General features: G+C 36.7%; 21 protein-coding genes. 10 read left to right on the forward strand and 11 right to left on the reverse strand.

Features of this window, described 5'->3' with window-relative positions:
• Positions 1 to 67 precede the first annotated feature (67 nt).
• From FHK88_RS08520 to FHK88_RS08565, 10 genes are all read left to right on the forward strand, one after another.
• A protein-coding gene (locus tag FHK88_RS08520) for an IS3 family transposase (RefSeq protein WP_227430318.1) occupies positions 68 to 1,233 on the forward strand; the annotation gives its coding sequence in 2 pieces (ribosomal slippage) (positions 68 to 338 and positions 338 to 1,233; 1,167 coding nt in all).
• Positions 1,234 to 1,346: 113 nt separating this feature from the next.
• A complete protein-coding gene (locus FHK88_RS08525) occupies positions 1,347 to 1,931 on the forward strand; it encodes a hypothetical protein (protein WP_227430319.1) in 585 nt (194 codons plus the stop codon).
• Between the two features lie 331 nt (positions 1,932 to 2,262).
• Entirely contained in the window at positions 2,263 to 4,335 is a 2,073-nt protein-coding gene (locus FHK88_RS08530) for a hypothetical protein (RefSeq protein ID WP_227430320.1), read from the forward strand.
• Positions 4,332 to 4,715 (forward strand): hypothetical protein, encoded by a 384-nt coding sequence (locus FHK88_RS08535; protein ID WP_227430321.1) that lies wholly within the window; start codon positions 4,332 to 4,334, stop codon positions 4,713 to 4,715. The genes FHK88_RS08530 and FHK88_RS08535 overlap by 4 nt, the downstream gene beginning before the upstream one ends.
• Before the next feature lie 54 nt (positions 4,716 to 4,769).
• The gene (locus FHK88_RS08540) at positions 4,770 to 5,153 is read left to right on the forward strand and encodes a hypothetical protein (RefSeq protein WP_227430322.1); all 384 of its coding nucleotides are present in this window, start codon (positions 4,770 to 4,772) and stop codon (positions 5,151 to 5,153) included.
• Positions 5,154 to 5,206: 53 nt separating this feature from the next.
• Entirely contained in the window at positions 5,207 to 6,205 is a 999-nt protein-coding gene (locus FHK88_RS08545; RefSeq protein WP_227430323.1) for a hypothetical protein, read from the forward strand.
• A gap of 253 nt (positions 6,206 to 6,458) precedes the next feature.
• Positions 6,459 to 7,349 (forward strand): hypothetical protein, encoded by an 891-nt coding sequence (locus FHK88_RS08550; protein ID WP_227430324.1) that lies wholly within the window; start codon positions 6,459 to 6,461, stop codon positions 7,347 to 7,349.
• Positions 7,342 to 7,821 carry a hypothetical protein gene (locus FHK88_RS08555; protein WP_227430325.1) on the forward strand — a complete coding sequence of 160 codons (480 nt, stop codon included), beginning with the start codon at positions 7,342 to 7,344 and terminating at the stop codon, positions 7,819 to 7,821. Before FHK88_RS08550 ends, FHK88_RS08555 begins: the two co-directional genes overlap by 8 nt.
• A 59-nt stretch (positions 7,822 to 7,880) precedes the next feature.
• Positions 7,881 to 8,276 (forward strand): hypothetical protein, encoded by a 396-nt coding sequence (locus tag FHK88_RS08560; RefSeq protein WP_227430326.1) that lies wholly within the window; start codon positions 7,881 to 7,883, stop codon positions 8,274 to 8,276.
• Between the two features lie 418 nt (positions 8,277 to 8,694).
• Positions 8,695 to 9,297, forward strand: a complete 603-nt coding sequence (locus FHK88_RS08565; RefSeq protein WP_227430327.1) for a hypothetical protein — start codon at positions 8,695 to 8,697, stop codon at positions 9,295 to 9,297.
• Between the two features lie 30 nt (positions 9,298 to 9,327).
• Here FHK88_RS08565 and FHK88_RS08570 read toward each other — a convergent pair whose 3' ends face one another.
• The 11 genes from FHK88_RS08570 to FHK88_RS08620 all read right to left on the reverse strand — a co-directional run bounded on the left by FHK88_RS08570 (position 9,328) and on the right by FHK88_RS08620 (position 21,647).
• On the reverse strand, positions 9,328 to 11,013 hold the full coding sequence (locus tag FHK88_RS08570; RefSeq protein ID WP_227430328.1) for a DUF58 domain-containing protein: 1,686 nt from the start codon (positions 11,011 to 11,013) through the stop codon (positions 9,328 to 9,330).
• Positions 11,014 to 11,024: 11 nt separating this feature from the next.
• Positions 11,025 to 12,080 (reverse strand): AAA family ATPase, encoded by a 1,056-nt coding sequence (locus tag FHK88_RS08575; RefSeq protein WP_227430329.1) that lies wholly within the window; start codon positions 12,078 to 12,080, stop codon positions 11,025 to 11,027.
• Positions 12,081 to 12,096: 16 nt separating this feature from the next.
• Complete coding sequence (locus FHK88_RS08580) at positions 12,097 to 14,238, reverse strand: hypothetical protein (protein ID WP_227430330.1); 2,142 nt, start codon at positions 14,236 to 14,238, stop codon at positions 12,097 to 12,099.
• Between the two features lie 2 nt (positions 14,239 to 14,240).
• Positions 14,241 to 15,218 carry a hypothetical protein gene (locus FHK88_RS08585; RefSeq protein ID WP_227430331.1) on the reverse strand — a complete coding sequence of 326 codons (978 nt, stop codon included), beginning with the start codon at positions 15,216 to 15,218 and terminating at the stop codon, positions 14,241 to 14,243.
• Positions 15,215 to 16,111 (reverse strand): hypothetical protein, encoded by an 897-nt coding sequence (locus FHK88_RS08590; RefSeq protein ID WP_227430332.1) that lies wholly within the window; start codon positions 16,109 to 16,111, stop codon positions 15,215 to 15,217. The genes FHK88_RS08585 and FHK88_RS08590 overlap by 4 nt, the downstream gene beginning before the upstream one ends.
• Positions 16,108 to 17,181, reverse strand: a complete 1,074-nt coding sequence (locus FHK88_RS08595) for a stage II sporulation protein M (RefSeq protein WP_227430333.1) — start codon at positions 17,179 to 17,181, stop codon at positions 16,108 to 16,110. The genes FHK88_RS08590 and FHK88_RS08595 overlap by 4 nt, the downstream gene beginning before the upstream one ends.
• Positions 17,181 to 18,080: an RDD family protein gene (locus FHK88_RS08600; protein WP_227430334.1), complete on the reverse strand. Its 900-nt coding sequence runs from the start codon at positions 18,078 to 18,080 to the stop codon at positions 17,181 to 17,183. Before FHK88_RS08600 ends, FHK88_RS08595 begins: the two co-directional genes overlap by 1 nt.
• Before the next feature lie 44 nt (positions 18,081 to 18,124).
• A complete protein-coding gene (locus FHK88_RS08605; RefSeq protein WP_227430335.1) occupies positions 18,125 to 18,763 on the reverse strand; it encodes a DUF805 domain-containing protein in 639 nt (212 codons plus the stop codon).
• Between the two features lie 21 nt (positions 18,764 to 18,784).
• Positions 18,785 to 19,414 (reverse strand): DUF805 domain-containing protein, encoded by a 630-nt coding sequence (locus tag FHK88_RS08610; protein ID WP_227430336.1) that lies wholly within the window; start codon positions 19,412 to 19,414, stop codon positions 18,785 to 18,787.
• 213 nt (positions 19,415 to 19,627) lie between these two features.
• The gene (locus FHK88_RS08615) at positions 19,628 to 20,431 is read right to left on the reverse strand and encodes an alpha/beta fold hydrolase (RefSeq protein WP_227430337.1); all 804 of its coding nucleotides are present in this window, start codon (positions 20,429 to 20,431) and stop codon (positions 19,628 to 19,630) included.
• Positions 20,432 to 20,588: 157 nt separating this feature from the next.
• Positions 20,589 to 21,647, reverse strand: a complete 1,059-nt coding sequence (locus FHK88_RS08620; RefSeq protein WP_227430338.1) for a DUF805 domain-containing protein — start codon at positions 21,645 to 21,647, stop codon at positions 20,589 to 20,591.
• Positions 21,648 to 21,980: the final 333 nt, after the last annotated feature.

The following is a 21,980-nucleotide window of genomic DNA, read 5'->3' on the forward strand; positions in this document are numbered from 1 at the left end:
TGTAGTGGCATAATAAAGTTAGACAACAAATAAGAGGTTATACTACCAGTAAAAAAGGAGAAACAGTATGACCAGTAAACGCAAAAGATATAGCCGAGAGTTCAAGCTTGAAGCGATCAGTTTAGTCGAAGAACAGGGTAGAAAAATACCAGAAGTATCAGACTCACTAGGTATTAGCAAAAAGAGTCTAGAAAATTGGGTATATAAATACCGCAAAGAACAACAAGGCATTACCCCAGAAACAGGCAAAGCCCTCACAGACGAACAGCTAGAAATACAAAGACTACGTAAAGAGATCAAACAGCTTAAGTTAGAGAGAGATATCTTAAAAAAGGCATCGGCTCTGCTAGCTGGGGACAGTCTGAACGTATACAGATAATCAAAAACCTAGCAGAGCAACCAGAAGGTGAAGCTATCAGCAAAGCTAAGCTATGTGAGCTATTTGGCATCGTACGTAGTAGCTATTACTGGCGTATCAAACCTATACCCATAGACTGTGAACTGGTCAAGCTCAAAGTACTGATACGGCAGGTTTTTAATGACTCTAGAGGCTCAGCAGGGTCTAGAACCATCAGTAGTATCATCACTGGGCAACATGGTATCAAACTGACTCGATACAAAGCGGGTAAGCTCATGAAAGGCATGGGATTGGTCAGTAAACAAAGGAAACATAGCTACAAACAGCAAGATCAAGCACACAAAACATATGACAACGTATTGAACAGAGACTTTACTCCCATAACACCAAATCAAGTCTGGACAGGTGATGTCACTTATATTCGTATCAAAGGCGGATGGTGCTATCTAGCAGTCGTTATTGATCTGTATGCACGCAATATTATTGGATTCTCAGTATCTAACTCACCTGATAGTGAGTTGACCAGTAAGGCGTTGATGATGGCATATGAGTCACGTTTACAGCCCAAAGGTGTGCTGTTTCATTCTGATCAAGGTAGCCATTATACGAGCAAGTATTTTGCTGATGCTGTTGCAGGGTGTGAAGAGATGACACACAGTATGTCTAGAAAAGGCAACTGCTGGGACAACGCACCTACCGAAAGGTTCTTTAGAAGCTTTAAGACAGAGTGGATGCCAAAGTATGGCTATGCAAGTCAGGCTGAAGCAACAAAGGATATAACGGACTACATTTGGGGTTATTATCGTAACGTTCGTCCTCATCAACATAACGATAATCTAACCCCTGCTGAAAAAGAGAGACTATTTTTTAACTAAAACCTCTTAACCAGTGTCTAAAAAAACTTGACCACAACACATACAACAAGAGAAATTAGCATTTAAAAGAGCAAAAGAATGTAAAAGCATGCCCATTAAAAAATAGGTGATTTATGTTAAAAAAAATAGAATCAGCATTTGCTAACTGTCATTTAGATAATGAAACATCTGTTATAGAACTGCATATGAATGATATTGGTTATTCTATGGATAAAATCAATAAGCATTTGTTTAATGACGAGCATTTTAAAAAAATGGCTCAATGCTGGTCTGAGGACAGTATGAATATTCTAAGAAATTTTATTGATGACAAAAAATATCCTATAGAACGCTTTAAAAACTGGAAATATATCACAACTGATTATATGAATGATCACTACACGATATATGAACTTATATCACCTAAGGCTTACAAATATTACCTTGCTTATTTCTTATGGGAATATTGTACAAATCCTGTATTATTATGTGACACATCTCTCTATTCTTGGTGCTGGATAGGAGGTATGGAGTTAAAATTAGAGGAGGCACATACAAATTTGTACTGTAAGAAATTTTTTGATTGTTTAAATGAAGAGCAAATTAGAGTTTGGATGGAATGTATAGAAAAAATGCTTGAAGAGGACTATATTGATTATATGGAAAAGATAAATTTAAAAAAAGCTTATACTCTATATAAAATTAACAATAAGTATTAGCACATTAAATCTATCTTAATGCAACACTTATAATATTTAGCGATTGCAAGCTACTACATGTATTCAATTTGCGTAATAATTAATTCAGATGTTCTAGAATTGGTAGCTCCTGCTAGGGCAACGATGCGAACTATGATTGTAAGTACAGTCGCAATGCTTGGTAGTATGAGCTATGCTAATGCAGCAGATAAGATTGATAAATGTAATTGTCCAAGTGGAATAAAGTGCCAGTGGACAGACACAATGGATACCACTTGATGCCAGTTATAAATCTTATACCCGTACACAAGGCATTGATATTGCCAAGGCTGTCCCCTTTGATGCCCAAAGCTTGATTGATAAAGCCACAGAAGGAGCAACCATCAATGAGCAGCAAGGCAGTGTACAAAACCTTAACCAAGGGGCGGTCAATCAAGCCATTGAGGCGTATCAAGCACAGGTCAAAACTTATCTTGAGCAAAACCACCCTGATGCGACTGTTGGTGAGGTATTAGGCACAAGTAGTATTAACCCCTACCCTAGCCAAATGCTAAGTCCTATCTTGCCTTATCAAGTCAAAACGGTGATTAGTGATTATCAAACATTACCTGAGGGAATGCGGCATTATTTTAGTATGTCGTTATATAAAAATAGCTATGGTTTGTTTGGTGGTAGTAGTTATAACAATCTGGATGGTCCTGCACTTAGTGTCAAAATTGCAACGGTTGATTTACAAGGCAAACCCTTAGCCTTATCGTTTAAACCTGCTACGCAAGCAGATGAAGACAGATTATTGGGTTATCTACCTAAAGATAAAAATGGCACTCTACCAAATAGCCTACCTACTAATATCAGCATGACACCAGAGATTACGCTAGATGGAGAGGTACTGGCAACAGGTGGTGTTTTTAAACTGGGTGAAACCATTAACGGAAAGATCAATATCAGTAGCCCTCATGGTAATGTAAATGGTGGTACTGACAAAGAAGTTATCGCAGGCGAATACCACGCTATTGGTTATGACCTACAAGGACTTAGCCAACAGCAATTAGAGACTACTAAAGAAACACTAGAAACCACTAAAGACAAACTAGAACAGTACCAAAAAACTGAAAATCAAACTGCTCTAGATGGCTTAACCAAACACGACCTAACAGGGGCTATCCTACAAGCTGGGGTGCAAAGCTATTATGCAGTCAATGATACTCAAGATATCATTGCTCAAAAACAGGCAGGCATTGTTCAGTATCCTTATTTAACTTATGGTACTTTTTCTACTAACCTCACTCCTGAATACCGTTATGGTATTCCCCTATCTGTAAAAATGGGTGGGGTGGTGATGGATATTGATAAAATCCTACATACCAAAGTAGAGGTAAATAACGATAGAGAAAAACTAACGGCTTATAATTTAGCCAGAGGTCCTAGTTATAGTTTAAATGAAAACTTAGTACCTGAGCAGTTGTTTGATAATCCTGATACACCTGAAAAAGAGGCTGATGGGGTTAGTGCAGTGAAAGCTCTTAGTATCGCAGCTCAACAGGGTCAGACTATTTTTACGGTTACTAAAGATAATTATGCTGAGGTGTTACCTAAGCTAAGTCATAGTGATGTGGTTATGAGAGATATCCGCAATGGTATCAATGCTGGTAAGACGGTAACAGTTAGTGAGCGTCCGATTACGTTAAACGGTTGGACGGGTACTGGTTATACCATCTTAGACCCCTACTCTGGTGCAGGGGCTTATATGATCGGGGGTGGGCTTGATGGGGGTGCTACTTTTATTAAAGATAGTAGAGGTTTAGGATTTTCGTTAAGTGCTTTCGCACCATCTTTTAAGTGGCTAAATAGTGATAATGTTGAGAGCATGGGAAAGTATTATGTTAGAGCTAAAGCAGTAATAGCAAATGCAATTGCTCAAATAAATAAGTTTTATGAATGTAATAAAGAAGCTATATTAAATTTTGCAGCGATTATTGTAATATCTATATTAATATTTGCTGTACTTTCTGCTGAAGCTGGCTCTTTTGGAACGGCAACCCCTATCGCCGTTCCTATTATGACAACACTTTTTGCAATGTATTCTGCTACCGCTCAAGCAGCAAACAACCAGAAAAAAGATGAATGTTTCCTTCATAGAGGTAGAATTCAGGCACAAGGACAAAAACTTGAAGAGTCCGTTCCTTGGGCTAGAGAAACTCCTCCAACCATGGAAGAAGGCTTAGCCATGCTAGAAGAGCTAAAAGCCAAACTACCTAAACAAGAACTGAAAATTAGAGAAAAAGCATTTCTCAAAGCTCAGAGATTCATTATACAGTGTAGGGTGACTAATGGTTGTGATAAAGTCTCTATCACTTTTTTGGTTAAGGACACAAGGAGTGAGAGAGTTGATATCGAAATAAGAACAGGAAAGGCTTTCCAATGAATATCCTAAAAAATATTGATATTTCTAATTTATGGTTAGGTGATTTAAACAAATACACATATGTTGAGGATGCTATTGAAAAAGCATTCGTTGATATATTAGATAAAGAATATAGCAAAAAAGACGACTGGGTTATTCCATTTTTTAATACATTTTGGAGAAATGGTGAAAAAATGATGGATGCTAATCCTATATTTTCAGCCAGAAATATACCAAAAAATTATATTGTAAGATTAATTGTATATGAAGAGAATAGTACTGGCTATTCATCTTATGAAAGTGATTTTGATAATATACCTATGAGTACCTTGTGGGTTACCTCAGGCTATACAAATAAAATAGAGCCTTTTTTTAGAGATATTGTTAAGAAGTTAAAATAAATATATTAGGTATCACTAACCTATAAAGTAAAGCAGTAAGGATAAAGATAAAAAATGAAAAATATCAAAAATATGAATTTAAGTAAAAAATGGCTAGGTAATCATTCTGAATACAAAATCATCGAATCTTATATTTATAATATATTTTATGAAATACTATACGAGATAAATGAGGATGTAAAAAACTGGACTATCCCCTTCTTTAATACACATTTTCATGATGGATTTGATGATATAAATGGTAATCCAATATTTTCTGCTAAAAATAATCTAGAACAATACATTATTAAAGCAGTTATAGATGAGGATTATAATGATATTACAACATTCAAAAGTGATTTTGATGACATGCCTATGTATACCATATACTTAATGTCTGACTATATGAATGAAATCCAATATTTTTTTAAACAAGTAATTAGTAATCAGAAAGTTTAAGAATTATAGTTACGTAAATAGCTATCGCTGGCGAATGTATCACTAAGCATGATTTGTCTGGCTCTATCCTACAAGCTGGTGTACAAAGCTATTTTGCTATCAATGATGTGCAAGACCATATTGCACAAATGCAAGCCGATGTGGTGCAAAATCGCTTTATGAGCTATGGCACTTTTCATACTTACTTACACCCTACCCAACGCTATGGCATTATCTTTGGGGCAAGTCTAAATAGCGGTATGCAAATGGATATTGACCGTATCTTGACTACGGCTGTCGATAAAGATAATAGTTCTGATAAGTTAAGTGCTTATATTCGCAGTCAAGGTCCTAGAGAGTCGCTAAATGAAAACCTTGTCCCTGAGATGTTGTTTGATAATCCTGATACACCTGAAAAAGAAGTCGAGGGTGTATCTGCTGTAAAAGCCATTCAGTTGGCGTCTCAGCAAGGTCAAAAGATATTTACCATCACTCGTGAAAATTATAATGAAGTATTACCTCAGTTAAACCTTGGCTCTGATGTAATGACCGATATCCGTAATGCCATTAATGCAGGGCATGAGGTAACCACCCATGAGCATAATATCAATTTTCATGGTTGGAAAGGTGCTGGTTATATCATTATTGACCCCAATAATGGTGCAGGGGCTTATTTGATTAGTGGTGGGGCGAATGGGGCTTTTATAGCAGGGTTTGGTTTAGGTGCATCTTTTGCAGCTACACTTTTCCTCTTAGCTTTTGGACCGTTAGGAATCATCGCAGGTCTAGTTGTTCTAGGACTTATTCTTGCTATAGCTATCACTTACTACAATATTCTTTTTCAAACTGATGAAGAGAAAGCTTGTTCCATTGTTGGATTTGGTATTGGTGCTGCTGTTGTAGGTTTAATTCCTACAGTTGTGGAAGCTTTTGCTAGTGAAGCCTTTTTTAAAATTTTCATCGGTAAAATTATAACTTCTCGCTTTATTGCAAAAGCAACAGTAGTGAACTCTAGTGGTGCTGTAATTAGTGGTATGACTTTATCATCTAGCCGTGGTTTAGATTGTCTATAAGGTATATTATGAAAAATATAGAAATATACTTAACTATATTAATCTTTCTCTGTGCTTGTTACATTGGTATTATTGGAGAAATAGGTATTTCTTATGTATTATTTTATTTAATTATAATACTACTTAATATATTTGTTTTATTTAAAAGACGAAAGAGACAAAAGAAACATAAGGATTCTAGCAAACCAAAAACCAATCTGTAATAGATGGCTTAACAAAACATGACCTAACAGGGGCTATCCTACAAGCTGGGGTGCAAAGCTATTATGCAGTCAATGATACTCAAGATATCATTGCTCAAAAACAGGCAGGTATTGTTCAGTATCCTTATTTAACTTATGGTACTTTTTCTACTAACCTCACCCCTGAATACCGTTATGGTATTCCCCTATCTGTAAAAATGGGTGGGGTGGTGATGGATATTGATAAAATCCTACATACTAAAGTAGAGGTAAATAACGATAGAGAAAAACTAACGGCTTATAATTTAGCCAGAGGTCCTAGTTATAGTTTAAATGAAAACTTAGTACCTGAGCAGTTGTTTGATAATCCTGATACACCTGAAAAAGAGGCTGATGGAGTTAGTGCGGTAAAAGCTCTCAGTATCGCAGCCCAACAGGGTCAGACTATTTTTACGGTTACTAAAGATAATATTGGGGGTGGGCTTGATGGGGGTTGGACTGATTTACCATTTTTATCTGATATTATATTATTCATTTCAACATTACTGTTAGGTTTATCAGATTATGATAGTGATATAAAAGAATTTAAATATGATAATGTCAAGTACGGTAAAAATGAATATGTTATTAGAACTAATTTTCATCCTGATGCTAAACTGAGTAATTTAGAAAAATTAAGTAAATTAAGTCAGCGGATAGGTTGGTTGGGATTACTTGTTGCAAACTTACTAGTTTTTAATAATGATAGTTTATCTAATACAAATAAAATGGGACAAATCAGTGTTAATACTTTAGCATTTGGAATTATAGCCTCTCTTACAATAGTTTCAGGACCTCTAGGATTACTAGCATATATGCTTTGTATTATTGCAATCAGTACTATAACTTTTTGGATAAACACTAATATCTTTTCCTATAAATTATACCGTCGTATAAAAAATAAGGTATATTATTATGCATGATAACATTTATAATCAAATCTATATGGATTTTCTTATTAAATCTATGTTTTGGATTAGTTTTATGGGTTTAGTTATCATCTCTATATTAATAGTAATAGATATATTATTTATATTATTTGCTCCACGTGTAACAGCTGATGTAGTCAAAGCCGATATTGCACCCATTGGTAAAAAGACAATACTTATTGATACCTATGGTATTTTTATATCATATTCTTTTACATATAAAGGTGAGATTTACAACTGTCAAGGATTAAATTCTTATGGAAGAGTTTATAGGAATGGCTATTACAAGGCACTAGATGTATTAAATAGCAGTATTGATAATAATCAAATAAAGGTTTATATATTTCCATTCAATCCCAACCTTTCAGTAGTTTTACCTCTTAAAAGTTTATATGGTCTAAAGGGTACATTTTTGACAATATTTTCTGGTTGTTTAGCAAGTGCATATATTTTGGGCTATATTTAAATGGTTGGAAAGGTGCTGGTTATATCATTATTGACCCCCACTCTGGTGCAGGGGCTTATTTGATTAGTGGTGGGGCGAATGGGGGATTTGCATTTGCATTAGGAAGTGCAGCTGCGGCAATGCTAGTTTGTGCTTTTGTTGCACTTTCAAACCCTGGTTTAATAGCCATATCTGCATCAATGACAGCACCATTTATATTAGGTCTAGTAGGACCAATTATAGCTTTATTTGCAATCTTAATTGCTGTAATGGCTTATAAATACAGAAATGACAACTTTATAATAGGTTGCTTCTTGGTTGGTTTAATGTTTAGTATTGGCATTGCTCTGGGTGATGTTGAATTTGGAGGAGATGATAAAAAGAAAAAATCAAAATCTAGGCTACTTGCATTAATAGGAAATGTAATGGGAGGAGTTTCAGTAGTTAACTCATGGGGAACATGCTATGGATTATAAATTATTCTATGAAAGAAACCTCATACTCCTACTTTTATTTTTAATTATTTTTTATATAGTTATAAAATCAGAAGGTAAACTTCATGGAACTAGAAAACAAACTAATGCCCACTATACCTTATTGTTTTCAATTTTTATACTTGTTATCTATAAAGTTTTTATAGAATAATTGAAAATTATCGCAGGCGAATACCACGCTATTGATTGTAAAAATCTAACAAACAACTAGGAACGTTAAAATGAAGATAATTTTCATAGCTTTCTCAGCTATCATAGTTCCAATTTATATTTACCTAATAACAAATCCAAATAGTATAGATAATAAAAAAATCTATGGGAAACTGATTTACTTTATATTATTTATTGGAACTCTTTACGTTACTCTCTACAGTAAGTTTTAGGTATAGGTAAATAAGAGATGAGTCCAAAGTTAATAAGGTTTTTCACAACTAAATATTTTCAACAAATAGAGTTTGATAATTTTACTACTTTATCCGAACTAGATTACTCTGATAATTATATTAGGAAATTTGGTTTTCCAGATTTCCCATATAAAATTAGATTAGATAGAAAAGCAAAAGATCTTGAAGAGTTTAAAATTGAAATTTGCCACTGGCTTAAAGATGACTATTTAGAGGCTTTAAATAGCATTGTAAACAATAGGAAGTTCCAGAACGTATATAAGAGTTGGTTAGAAATACCATTTGATTATTTTAATATACATTATACTGCTTTTAGTAAGGTTAGCTCTAATGGATTCTATTTTTATACCCCATCAGTTATCTATAATACTTTGGAAAAACCTAATGAAAGAATACATAACACCTCTATTTTTTGGTGGTTTTTTAGACTAAGAGATGAAAGTATGAATGGCAAACTAGAAGACCTCTTGATATGCTTCGATAAAGAGCAACTTAATATTTTAATTGAGTTTTTAATTTTTTTTGGTAAAAATCAAGATGAGATTAATGATGAAATTAAATTTATTAACAATATCATAGAGAGTATTATTTTAAAATGAATATTAATCTTATTTATTGAAACACAAAAACTACCGCTTCAATGATAAATATGCCTGTGTTAATCGTATAGGCAGTCTATTTGCAGTAGTTTGTAGACATAATGCCCCTGTTTTTTGGCTTAAATACTGATGTAAAAGCTGGCGAGATTGTTCATAACCAGTTAATGAGTGATATAACAGGGCATCTTCAAAGTTTTGTGGCATATTATCACCATGTAGACGTTCCTCCAAATCTTGCTCAATTAAATTAGCAAAAACCACTTGATGTTGATGCGACAATAACTGCATCGCTTGAGACAGCTCGTCATTTGCCTCACTGCGTGTATTACTGATAATAATCACTAAACTACGTTTCTTTAATTGACTTCTTAGAGTCTCTGCTGCTGTAAAATAATCACTGGTTTGCATGGTAGGCTTAATATCGGCAGTTTCATTAAGTAAATTACGAATTAATGAGACACCTTTTTTGGGTGGTATATACATATCGACACCACCAAAGGTCATCAGACCAACGCTATCTCCCTGTTTATTAGCAACATAAGCTAAGAGCAAAGCTGCGTTTAGTACTTGATCAAAATAGCTAAGTTGCCTACCTGCCTGCACTACATTATCAGTGATGGTCTTATATCTAGCTCCCCTACCCTCACTATTTTGGCTATCAGCTATGTTTGCTTGGTCTTGGTGGCGCATCTGCTCGCCACAGTCCAACAATAAAATAATCTGCTGATCATTGTCTTCTTCATAGGCTTTACTCATCATACGCCGATGTCGAGAGCTGGCTTTCCAGTCAATCTGGCGGATGGCATCACCAGCACTATATTCTCGTAGTTTTAAAAAATCACTACCATGCCCTTGTTGTGCCAAAGCCTGAATACCTGCATCGTTACTTTTTTCAAACACCGCAGCCAGCTGATTGCTTAACAACCCTGAAAAATCTGCCAAGACACGCAAATATTTTGTTTTTGTTGTTGTATTTGCTAGCTCAGTCATGCTCTCTGGATTTTCTGACAGTATGATTTGTCGTCTCAGTAGTTTAAATGGAGACCATAACTGCAAATAGGCAACGCCAAAATATCCCGTACCCCGTTCAATTGGTAAGACAGGATAGCGAATGATTAAGCTAGAGTGTGTATCAGTATGGGTGCCATTAGAAATATCCAAACTCATCACAACAGGCATACTGTCTAGTTGTTGCTGTACATTAGAGACTTCTGCGCTATCAAGTAATGTGGTTACTTGATCAGGGTAACTATCATAAAACTCCAGTTGTATATGTTTTCCTATCCCTAGATTTTGTAATAGCTGTAGTACCATACTTTTTTTAGTAAGTGTATTATCAAAAGCTAACTCAACTTCAATGTCTAACTCATGGTAAATTGGTACATTATTGGGATAATGACGCTGAATACGAAAGCTCTCTACCTGACTGATGGCAATAAGACTTAGCCAATCAACCAATACCAACAAAGCAATAATTACAAGCGCAACGATACATAGCCCTTGTAATAGCTGTGTCAATGCGTTCGTACCTTGAATCATTTGCAAGGCAGTCATCAGCACCACAAGCAACCACCAGATAAATAGCACTTTCACTAAGTAATGACTGGGCTGAAACTGTTTTATCCGTTGCCAGAGACTTAGTGACTCATTAGGCTGTGGTATTTGCTGAGCCATTTTTGTTGTGGTTGCTGTTGCGTTTGTTGAATGAGTATCCATATTATCTTAACTTATTGGCGAGGAGCTGGCACAGAGTTGAGTATCTGTGCGATGACCTGTTCAGGGCGCACACCTTCGATTTGGTAGTCTGCACTTAAAGCGACACGATGACGCAATACAGGTATTGCTACAGCGACCACATCATCAGGTATGACATAATGACGGCTATCAAGCAGTGCATTTGCCCGTGCAGCCCGTAATAGCGCAATACCCCCTCGAGGTCCAGAGCCTGCCACAATACCATGATACTGGCGGGTGGCACGGATGATTTGTAGTGCATAATGTACCACGCGATCATCAATGCTGACTTGAGCAGTAAGTTTTTGCAGTAATAGTAGGCGCTCTGGAGACATCACTTGTGGCACTTGTGATAAATCCAAACTTGCACCAATCTGACCACCAAGTACTGTTTTTAGCATTAAGGCTTCATCTTGCTCACTTGGATAATCAATCAAGATATTAAATAAAAAGCGGTCAAGTTGTGCTTCAGGTAGTGGATAAGTGCCCTCATGCTCTAATGGATTTTGCGTGGCAATGGTAATAAAGGGTTGTTCGACATCATAAGTCGTTCCTTCAATGGTCACCTGTTGCTCTTGCATCACCTCAAGCAGTGCTGACTGTGTTTTTGCAGAAGCACGATTAATTTCATCAGCAAGTAACAAGTTACAAAATACAGGACCTTTACGCACTTTCCATTGTCCAGTTTGCATATCATATAGTGTATGCCCAGTAATATCAGCAGGCATTAAGTCTGGAGTAAACTGCACTCGATGATAGCTACCGCCAATGGCTTTGGCATAAGCTTTTACCATCAACGTTTTACCCAATCCGGGTAAACCCTCGACCAGCGCATGGCCACCTGCCAGCAAACAAACGCATAGCTGGCGTACTACTACCTCTTGCCCAATCACTGCTTGCGAGACTGCATTAAGCAAGGCGTTGGTCTGAGCAGCCGCTTGTTGCCAAGTTTTTTGGCTGATATTTTTTCCTTGAATGGAGGTGCTGGAGGTTTGGCTTGCGATAGTGCTGTTATCCATATTGTTATTTATGTTACTGCTGGCATTCATAATACATTCCTAATTTCTAATTAACTTTTAATAACCACTGCACTATCCACAGTGTTTGAGTCATTTCAGTAAACTCATTGACGTTTTTTGCAGAAACCTTTTTAGGAGATAGACGTTCATTTGTCTGAGTCGTCGTATTTATTTGCATAGCGTCAAATGACGGTAAGTGCTCAGGTAAGACTCTGGATAATATCGGGGCAACGGCTGACTGTAAACGAGGCATACTAATGGCCTGTTGCATTTTTTCTTGATGGTTACGCATAGTATTATCTATCCAACCATCCATATTAGATGTTGGATACTTATCATCCTGAGCATGTTTGGTATATAACTGTAACCTATCTTGTAGTCGCTTTGAGAGTAACTGTTGCAAATTGAATAATAACTTATCAATATTAGCCAGCTCAGTTTCAGTTGCCGTGCTACTGGATAACTGCGGTAAATGTTTTTGTAATAACTGGCTTATTTGCTGTTGGGTGGCTTGTGTTAACTTGAGTGCAGAATCTTGCTTCCAGCCATAATATCCCACTTGTTGGAAATAACGCAAAATATCATGGGCCTGATTGTCAGCTAAATACTGCATTTTGCCAAAACGATCATATAATGACCATAGCCATATTATGACCAATAATAGCAGACCAAATATCGCCAAACGGGCTTGTTTCCATAAAATCTCAGGCAATGTATCGACATCTATATTTGGTAATATCAATACCTGTGAGCTGTCTTTGGTCAACTCTAATAGCCATAAAGCATTATCCATACTTGCCAGATTGACACGATAACCAAAGCCGTCTAATGGATCTAACAGCACTTCATTTAATGGACTCTTCCTCTCTGTATTAAATACATTATCGACTGCTTCATCTGAAACCAAATCCAGATTTGGATCAGGGTTGGTAAAGCTTTGACTATCAATTAATACGCTAATACGTCCTTTACCATAACTACTATCAAAGAAAACATGATCTGCTGGGTTAAATAACTGTAATAAGGTGTCATCATCGAGTTTTATGGCTTCTGTTAATAGCGACGCAAGCTGTTTCTCTTTATTTTTATTCGGTACATTCTTCGTTTTCGTTTGGTCTGAAGAAGATGCTACCTTATCTTCTTCAGGTTTGGGCAGTAAATCTAACTGTTGCTGTAAATAGTGGCGTACTTGTTGTGCAAGTTGATGATTTGAGAGTGATTGCACAGTCTGCAAAGACTGCTCTGTAGCATATAGTTGCTTAAATATCTCACTATTTATCTGTTGTGAAGAGCGTGCATTTTGTACCATGATGATAGCACTACCATCAGCACCCTCATTAATACTTAGGGGTGTCACTGAATAAAAGATAGAGTTTAACTCATCTAGCAGCTTTGCTTTATTAACCCTAATGGCTTCTGTTCTTGCTTTATCATTATTACTGTTATTGCTATTATCCTCTGGTATTGATTTATCTGTATCGACATCTGCTTCTAGCTCAGATATTTCAGATATTAGCGCTGATAACTCTTCATCACGCTCACTACCTTGATAAACTGAAAAAATACCTAAACGCAGTAACAATTGATTATTACTATTAAGCTCAGCCAGTAGTTTATTAAACTCAGCATCATTATTAACCACGTCCAACAACATTTTTTGCATCTCAGCAGGGTTAGAGTTGTTAGACTGCTGTGTTACTTGCTCTTTTAATACTTGTAGACGCGCAAGAAGCTGTTCTAGGTCATCATCTGCAATACTAGTTTGAGTAAACGTAATAACATGTCCGCCCTGCTCTATCCATGAACGTAACTTTTCAAATCGCGCTGAGTTAAGGGTACCACCAATACTATTAATCAATAAGGTAGGGTGTTGCTCTGATTGTTCATTAATGGCAGGCAGGTTATCAATCAACGATTTTAAATCGCCGTCTAAATCTGTATAAGCGATATTTTCATCATCACTATTTGCCATATCACGGCTATTAATCAATAGCTCAGCAGCATAAAAAGGATTGTAAGCTACTCGATTATTAAGCTGATAATCTGTCTTTTCTACTCGTTCAAAATTTTGAAAAAACCAAAATCCACACCAAATAAGCACAGCAATAAATAACATTGACAATAACAGCTTTACTGGGGATACAGAGCGAATATGTTGATTTAAAGACATGGCTTTTATCGTTTTCATGTTTATACGCCCTTCTTCGTGATACTCACAGTTTGAGATGTCGATAATGGCAACATAGACAGCCATTCATCTGCCAAACCTTTTAACTGTAAGCCAAGCTGGTCAGAGTGTATCAGCAAATAAGGCGTATCATAAGCAACCTGCATCCAGCACTGGATAACTTGGTTAATATAATGCGTGGTTTCTGTGGTGACGTTTTTATGCTGAATACTTTGGTTAATCTGTCGCAACTGCTTAATACATTGTCGCTCTGTTGTCGCAGGAACAATGGCGAGTAAGTGATTATCAGCAAGCCATCTAAGACTCCCTCGATATAAGATAGAGGCCGCATCTTCAAGCTGTCCAGCTTCAAGTAGTCGCTGTGCTTCTATGCCTAAATGCTGATGCGGTGGCAGTTCGCCAAGCTGTTGCTGTAGGCTGATATTTTTTTTCTTTGAGACAGAAGCAGTGTGCAGTTGCTTGGGTAATACAGCATTAAACCAACCATTTTTTTGTGCATGGTAGATAATCCATACTATCAATAGAATCAAAGCAGCAATCAGCAATGTTTTAATGATGGCAGCCATTAGTTGTAAATGACTGCTATCTGTATGCTCAAATAAAGATTTAAGAAGTTTTACTAGCCAACTGTCTTCTGTATCTATTTCTTCTGGCTTTTGTTTGCGTTGCCATGTTTTGTATTTTTTACTGGTGGCATAATCGTCACTGGTAATGATTTCTTGTAATTGTTGGCGTACAGATTGTGCCTGAGTTTCACTAATTTCTTGGTGAATGCTTTTTATATCTGTGTCAGGTTGCGTATGTTGAGCAGATGGCTCTATATGCTCAGCTTGAAACGCCTGCGTGTCTGCATGTACAGACATTGCTGGCAAGCTTAGAGATAGCAAGAAGATAAATAACGAGACAAACAAGCTTATCAAAGCAGAAGGATGTTTTTTGCCATATTTTTCACTATGTTTATTGTTAACTGATGCCCTCATGATGACTCTCCATTCTCATTATTAGAAGAATGAAGATGCGCTGGATTGGCTTTTGATACAGCACCACTTAAATTTGCATCTATTAATAATATGCTTTGCTGTGACTCTACATAGCGTTGACGCAACTGCTTAAATGTCAGCTCTACATCCCAACCTTCAAGCAAACAACGCTTGGTTAAATAAACCGCAAATCCACCTGCAATAAAAAATGGTGCAACCAAACTTATCGCTAAAAAATACAATGTTATCCAGAGTATTTCGACCCATGTGGGTATCACTTCTAGATAAGTAAAAAATGTCTCAGCACTCATTAACGTGGTAGGGATTAAATTTAACAAAAATATTAACATGCCAAGGGTAAATATCATTTCAATATTGACCATGACAAGAGTATGCCATGTAAGAGTGCTACTCTGCCCTTGTGCCAATAAGGAAAATCGAGGTTTAAACTGTGACTTTTCTGGGTTTTCTAACATTAAGATAGGTAACATTAGCTGTCTATTAAAAGAAAAACGACGACGAACTAACAGTGTAAACGCATGTTTTTTAATCTCACACCAGCCTTGTTTGATACTACTTTTGACACTTGGGGGGTTGGAAAACAGAGCATAGCCTAACCAAGAAACCATGGGTTTTTCATAAATAGGCTTAAGCCACCAAAATAATATTCCGCCCAAACTACCCAATAATGCCCAAGAGTCATCCGTTGGTACACTTAAAAAAATCTGTAACAAAGTCATACCCAGATAAAAAACAATAAAGAATGGCAGTGCCATACCAACCCAAATTTTCCATAAAGGTAAAAACCAGTATCTTGCCATCATCACGCCCAAATCAACGGCTTGCATCGTTGTCATTGGACGTATTGCCACGCTCATTTGTTCAATATTCATGATGGCTCACCTTTTACTGAGCGTGATTTTTTAAGAGTGGTCAAGCCAGCAGTGGACTGACTTCGCCCAGCCAACAGCAAATAAGCAATCACTAATATCCACAATAGAGCAGCAACGATATATTTCACCATATCAGGAATGACATTGGAGGATGACCAAAATGCCTCAATAAATGCAGCAATAAAGGTCATGGAAGCAGCACCTATTAATAGCTCAATACTTTGCTTGCCTGCAATCTTAAACGCATCCAGTCGTCGGTAGTTGGCAGGCATAAATAGGGATTGTGCCAAACGTAGACCAGCCGCTCCACTAATCACCGCAGCAGTCAGCTCAAATGAGCCATGCCCAACCACAAACGCCCAAAATGTCTCCCCATAGCCAACACCTGTTAAATGTCCTGCTACCCCACCGATGACCAAGCCGTTATATACCAAACTCAACAACGTACCTAAACCAGCAAACAGACCCATACCATAAATCTGGAAGTCAATGCCGATATTATTTTGTATATAGTGACCAAACATCGCAATATCTGTATCTGAGCGCCGACTGCTATCCCGCCCTACCATCTCATTGGCAGGATTATACATCTCTTCCATGATGCGTACTTGCTCATCGGGCATGACGCTATATAACATATCTGCATGCTCAAAACATGCCCAACCCATTAATAATGCAGGCGCTAAAAAACACGCCAAACTTAACCAAAATAAGTTGGCATGCGCCCGCAGACGAACGGGAAAAGTATGACTATAAAAGTGATATATCTTAGACCAGATATGCCCACGACGTTGGTATAGTAGCTGATGTCCAGCCATCACCCGATCATACAAAGACTGTACTAACTGTGGGCTATAATGACGCTGTTTGGCTAAGGCATAATGCTGACAGATAATGCGATATTGCTGAACAAACTCATAACCTGATGTTGTTCGTAATGGTTGCTGTATCTGTGAAAAACCATAAGATGCTTTGGCATTATTTTGAGATTTATTTGCCTGTTTTGCCAATAAAACATCAAAGCGCTGCCATAACTGCTGGTGCTGTGCCTCAAACTGTTGTTGTTTCATTATGATTGTTTCACCGAGTCATTGCTATTTCTTTGTGCTGTTTTTTGTACTGCGCTTGAAGATTTTCCTTGAATAATGCTGGCACGCTCAATCACAGCTAAGCGACAAACTTCCTCATGACTCTGTTTTTGCCCTACTCTGTTGTCCGTCACCTTGATTAAAGGTGATAAGACAGAGGCAATCTCTTGCTGTCGAGGTAGCGATAAAAACGGTAAGCGCTCCATAAAAGATAACATGGCTTGCTGCTCATTTAACTGCAACGGATAAAAAAACAAAGCAGAGGCACTATCAAAACTTGGTGAATTAGACGAATTAGGAAAACCAGATTGGTTTTGGTTGTTATTGCTTATGGTCGTGTGGTTTGTAGTCGCATGGCTTGCTAGAGAGGTAGCACTATTATCTGTAGTGATGCCATAGATACTATGATACAGCTTTGCTAACTCTTGCTGCTCACGGTAAACCACTACTGTTCCTGCAACCATATCCCCCAGTCGTTTTGATTGTCGATTAAATAAAATAGCAACAATACCCGCCATAAAGCCAATCGGTAAAAAATCTGCTACCCGCAGTAAATTGCGAATTAATGAAGCCTGTAAGCTAATGGGTGTACCATCATCATGGCAGACATAAATACCACGACTTTTTTTACCAGGTGTCATACCCCCACGATACACCTCAAAAAATACAGAATATCCCCAATAAATCAAAAAATAAGCAATAGCAAAAAGCCCCATGCCTGCCTCTCTAAACCAAATGGCTATCCAAAAGACAATCATAATGATGACCATACGAATGCTAAAGTCTATTAGCCATGCACTACAACGAGGCAATAACCCTGCGGGGACTAAAGTGAGCATCAAGCCTTCTGGTGTTGGGTGCTTTGCAACATTATCAATCATAATTATCAGACATAACTTATTTAACAATCTAATTAAAATATAATCTAATCAAAATTTGGAATATTTAGTTTTTCAAACATTCTCTCTGCTTTATATCTTTCGTATTCAATAACAAACTTCACCCCTAACATACTAGCAACCATCAGTAAGGGCAATAGCAAACCAAAGATATAATGTATGATTTTATTTGGGCGGGCAGGCATACCGTATTGATTGACACCGTTATTACCTTTTGCAAACATCAAATACAGCATCAAAATGACATTAATAAACGGGATAAACATCAGCAATGCAAACCATGCGGAATGTCCCAAGTCATGTAAACGCCGTTTTGGTAGAAGTATCAGACAATAAATAGCTAATAATGAACCGATTAATATCACTAACATGGCAATAAAAACGGAGAATATATCAGAGTCAGAAAGAGCATGGCTTGTTACTAAATCATAGTTTTCTGCTAAATTAAGTATAAAACCAACCAAAAAAATAACAAGAAAAGCAAGTATCATTGCCCACATCATATAAGCGATATAACGCAAACGCCCAATACGTCCAGAAAAATGATACCAAGTTTTATTATTTGGTATGACCTGCACTGATAAAAACTGATTTAATTCAGTCGCTGGTGCTTGATACAGTTGTGTAGTAGCAGAAGACTTAATATGCTTTGCTTTATCTGGCATGTCCTATTACTTCCTAAGTGTTTAATGTGTTTGCTGTATGCTAACTTCATGCGCGCGCTGGACATAATCGTCATAAGCAGGAATCGCAATGGCAGCCAAAATACCAATGATAAACACAGCAAACAAAACAGGCCCTATCAAACCAGCAATATAATGAATGGTACGATTTTCACGTGGTGGCGCACCATACTGATTGACTCCTTCATTACCTCGAGCAAAAATTAAATATAATATAAAAAATAAGTTGATAAGTGGCACAAACATGAGTAAGGCTAGCCAGCCTGAATACCCCAAATCATTTAAGCGACGTTTGGGGTAAATAATGACACTATAAATTAAATTCGCAAGATACAGTGGTATAAATAAAATAATTAAGATAATATCAACAAATGACAAGCCTTCATTAAGCTGACTGGCATCTGAAACCAGTGCAAATATCGCTATAAATACCACAATAGCCAAATAAAATAATATCGTTATAAATAACTGATAACTCAAATAGCGTAAACGTCCAATACGTCCAGAAAAATGATACCAAGTTTCATCATTGGGTGGGGTATGTACTAATGATGCTTGACTAAATGGCGCGGAGGGTGCTTGATATAGTTGCTCAGTAGAAGTATGTGGTTTATGTTCAGGGATATTTGACATATCATATTATTCCTATATCTAAATTTATTTCATTTTTATGACAATATAAGATGTATTTAAGTTCAACAAAATAAAATACATTTTTATTTTTTGCAAATATAAAATTAGGTGATTTGTAATTTAAAAGATTTTAGGTAAAAAAGTTAGGATAAAAAATGATAGAAAATAAATTCTATTGAATGATATCCATTTATCTACTTTTTTAGCACCCGCTTAGTATTTATGTACTATTTTTTCTATAATAACTTGGGGGGTTTTTAGCCAAACACTATGTGGATTTCCTTTTAACTCAACAGGCAAGCAAACTGTGTCAATATGACTATTTACAAACAGCTTTGCCAGTGCTTGGGTGATGCTAATGGGCGCAAAATTATCATTTTTAATACTAATAAAATAGCCAAATCCCTGTGATTGCTGTGACTTTGAATCTTGTGCTGACCTTGTATAAATACGACGAATACCTCTAAATACCATACGCCCCCAGTCTTGTATCACACCTTTGGTTTCTTTATCACTAAAACCAACTTTATACCCTGGAAAGTAGCCATACAGCTTAGACAATATAGAAAAAAGTGTTGCCACTGCAAGGATTTTTAACTGTCCTAGCCCTTGCCAGTTTTTGTAATGAATATCACCTGTAGCAATCCCAATCACATCAATATGATGCTCTGTAGAAAATAAAGATGCCAACTGTCCGCCAAGACTATGACCAAGTAATATACTGGTTGGTGTTTTTGAAAAACTCAGTAGCTGTGGAATAAAGTCATCAATCAAATCACGGTAGTTATAATCAATACCTCGATGTACCTGAGGTTGATTTGCTCCACAGCAAGGATAATCGGCAGCAATGACATCATAGCCTTGTATCGCAAGCTGTTGGCTAAGTTGGTCATATTTTTTAATAGCAACACCGATGGCAGGTAGTATCACGATGGTGATATGTTTAGCGTTATCATTCTGTGCTAGATGATGATGAACTTGTACAGTATATTTATCCATAAATTGAAAAGTGTGCATTTCCTTATCCTTTATCAACTAGTATCTCAATGTTTCCTGTGAAGATGAGTATTCAATAGACCTGAGGTTTCTCAAAAAAAATCGGACTTGCAGTATATGCACAGTCCGATATATTTATTCACGATACAGTATGTAGTTTGGTGTCTAGCACTCAAGTCTACTGACTAGGTGCATCTTCTTCTGCAACAAATACTTTTGTCGTGGATTCTCTAATAAAGTCATCATAGCTTAGAGCTGTAGAATCATCTTCAGCATTTGTTGCATTGTTAATAGCGGCTTCTACTTGTGCTGCAACCTCAGGGTCAAGAGGTGCTGCTTCTGTGTCTGTTGCTTCAGGCATAGCTTGAGTGTCTGGACTGACTACTTCCGTATTATCTACACCTTCTGCATTATCAGTAGCATCTACAGACTCGGCTTCTGTTGTTACATCTGTATTTAGCTCTGTATCCTCAGAGGCAGCAACGATGACATTATCTACTGTATCAATATCTATTTGCTGTTGCTCTGCTGTAGGCATCAGAGCCTGTTGAGCTTCAGGTGGGAGCAGATTCACAGAAACAACACTAATCAGTAGCATCAAGGGTACTAATACTGCTAAAAACAGCTCTATCTTGCTGTAAGGTGTTGGTGGTAGACCGTAGGCATTTGCACCAGCATTCCCACGAGCAAAGTATAGAAAATAGATTAATAATAGGTTGGCAAGGGGTATAAAAGCCAATAATAACCACCAGCCCGACTTGCCAATATCATGTAGGCGACGCACTGGTAAAATAATAGACGTATAAATAAAAATAGGCAAAAGCAATATCATAATAACCAACACACCAATACCAAGAGAACCAATATCAGATGTTCCCGAAATCAGTGCATCCATACTTAAAAATAAGGCTGTCAGCAATAAGATATTAAAGATAATGCCCCATATCATGCCAAATGCAAGAAGCTGTACACGTCCGATGCGCCCTTTTAAAGAATACCAAGTTCCAGTGTTGTATAAGTTTGATTGATCAGACAGTATCACTCTATCAGAGGAGATATCATCAAACCGATTCATTGAGTTATCAAGTTGAGCATTGTTATTTTCAGGCTCTTTTGACTTGCTTTTATTTTTTTTCACCCGTTGCATAAACTTTTTATGACTACCACCAATGCCTGAATTTATAGCATTGGCATCTGGTTGTTTAGTATCACTTTTCTTTTTTAGGAAGTTTTTCATAAGGCTTTTGTATGGTTATGGGAGTTGATAAGGAATTTTATTATAACTAAAACTTTGTTTAAAGTCCTAATTATAATTATAGCTAATGAATATTAGTGCTATTCAGTGAATACTTGTAGTCTTTAACGATATTTAATTGGTTAATAAATATCCATTATTCCTATATCAAACTACAATTTTATAAAAAGCAGTTTATTAATTGAACAATTTAAAAGCAGTTTTTTAGTTTTCCTGACATAGATCAAAATCAGTATGAGCCAGCCATTAGCTTATAATAAATCACACGTGCAGGTCATCAAAACATTATATTTTACAAGGTCTGCTAGGTAAGAT

The organism is Psychrobacter sp. I-STPA6b, assembly GCF_020662265.1.
In the GTDB taxonomy this organism is placed as follows: Bacteria; Pseudomonadota; Gammaproteobacteria; order Pseudomonadales; family Moraxellaceae; genus Psychrobacter.

What these genes read in the sequence shown, in the direction of transcription:
- FHK88_RS08540 (WP_227430322.1), top strand. Translation starts at nt 4,770, where the DNA reads ATGAAAAATATCAAAAATATGAATTTAAGTAAAAAATGGCTAGGTAAT.
- FHK88_RS08620 (WP_227430338.1), bottom strand. Translation starts at nt 21,647, where the DNA reads ATGAAAAACTTCCTAAAAAAGAAAAGTGATACTAAACAACCAGATGCC.
- FHK88_RS08610 (WP_227430336.1), bottom strand. Translation starts at nt 19,414, where the DNA reads ATGTCAAATATCCCTGAACATAAACCACATACTTCTACTGAGCAACTA.
- FHK88_RS08600 (WP_227430334.1), bottom strand. Translation starts at nt 18,080, where the DNA reads ATGATTGATAATGTTGCAAAGCACCCAACACCAGAAGGCTTGATGCTC.
- FHK88_RS08535 (WP_227430321.1), top strand. Translation starts at nt 4,332, where the DNA reads ATGAATATCCTAAAAAATATTGATATTTCTAATTTATGGTTAGGTGAT.
- FHK88_RS08595 (WP_227430333.1), bottom strand. Translation starts at nt 17,181, where the DNA reads ATGAAACAACAACAGTTTGAGGCACAGCACCAGCAGTTATGGCAGCGC.
- FHK88_RS08615 (WP_227430337.1), bottom strand. Translation starts at nt 20,431, where the DNA reads ATGCACACTTTTCAATTTATGGATAAATATACTGTACAAGTTCATCAT.
- FHK88_RS08525 (WP_227430319.1), top strand. Translation starts at nt 1,347, where the DNA reads ATGTTAAAAAAAATAGAATCAGCATTTGCTAACTGTCATTTAGATAAT.
- FHK88_RS08555 (WP_227430325.1), top strand. Translation starts at nt 7,342, where the DNA reads ATGCATGATAACATTTATAATCAAATCTATATGGATTTTCTTATTAAA.
- FHK88_RS08570 (WP_227430328.1), bottom strand. Translation starts at nt 11,013, where the DNA reads ATGGATACTCATTCAACAAACGCAACAGCAACCACAACAAAAATGGCT.
- FHK88_RS08590 (WP_227430332.1), bottom strand. Translation starts at nt 16,111, where the DNA reads ATGAATATTGAACAAATGAGCGTGGCAATACGTCCAATGACAACGATG.
- FHK88_RS08585 (WP_227430331.1), bottom strand. Translation starts at nt 15,218, where the DNA reads ATGAGGGCATCAGTTAACAATAAACATAGTGAAAAATATGGCAAAAAA.
- FHK88_RS08605 (WP_227430335.1), bottom strand. Translation starts at nt 18,763, where the DNA reads ATGCCAGATAAAGCAAAGCATATTAAGTCTTCTGCTACTACACAACTG.
- FHK88_RS08575 (WP_227430329.1), bottom strand. Translation starts at nt 12,080, where the DNA reads ATGAATGCCAGCAGTAACATAAATAACAATATGGATAACAGCACTATC.
- FHK88_RS08565 (WP_227430327.1), top strand. Translation starts at nt 8,695, where the DNA reads ATGAGTCCAAAGTTAATAAGGTTTTTCACAACTAAATATTTTCAACAA.
- FHK88_RS08580 (WP_227430330.1), bottom strand. Translation starts at nt 14,238, where the DNA reads ATGAAAACGATAAAAGCCATGTCTTTAAATCAACATATTCGCTCTGTA.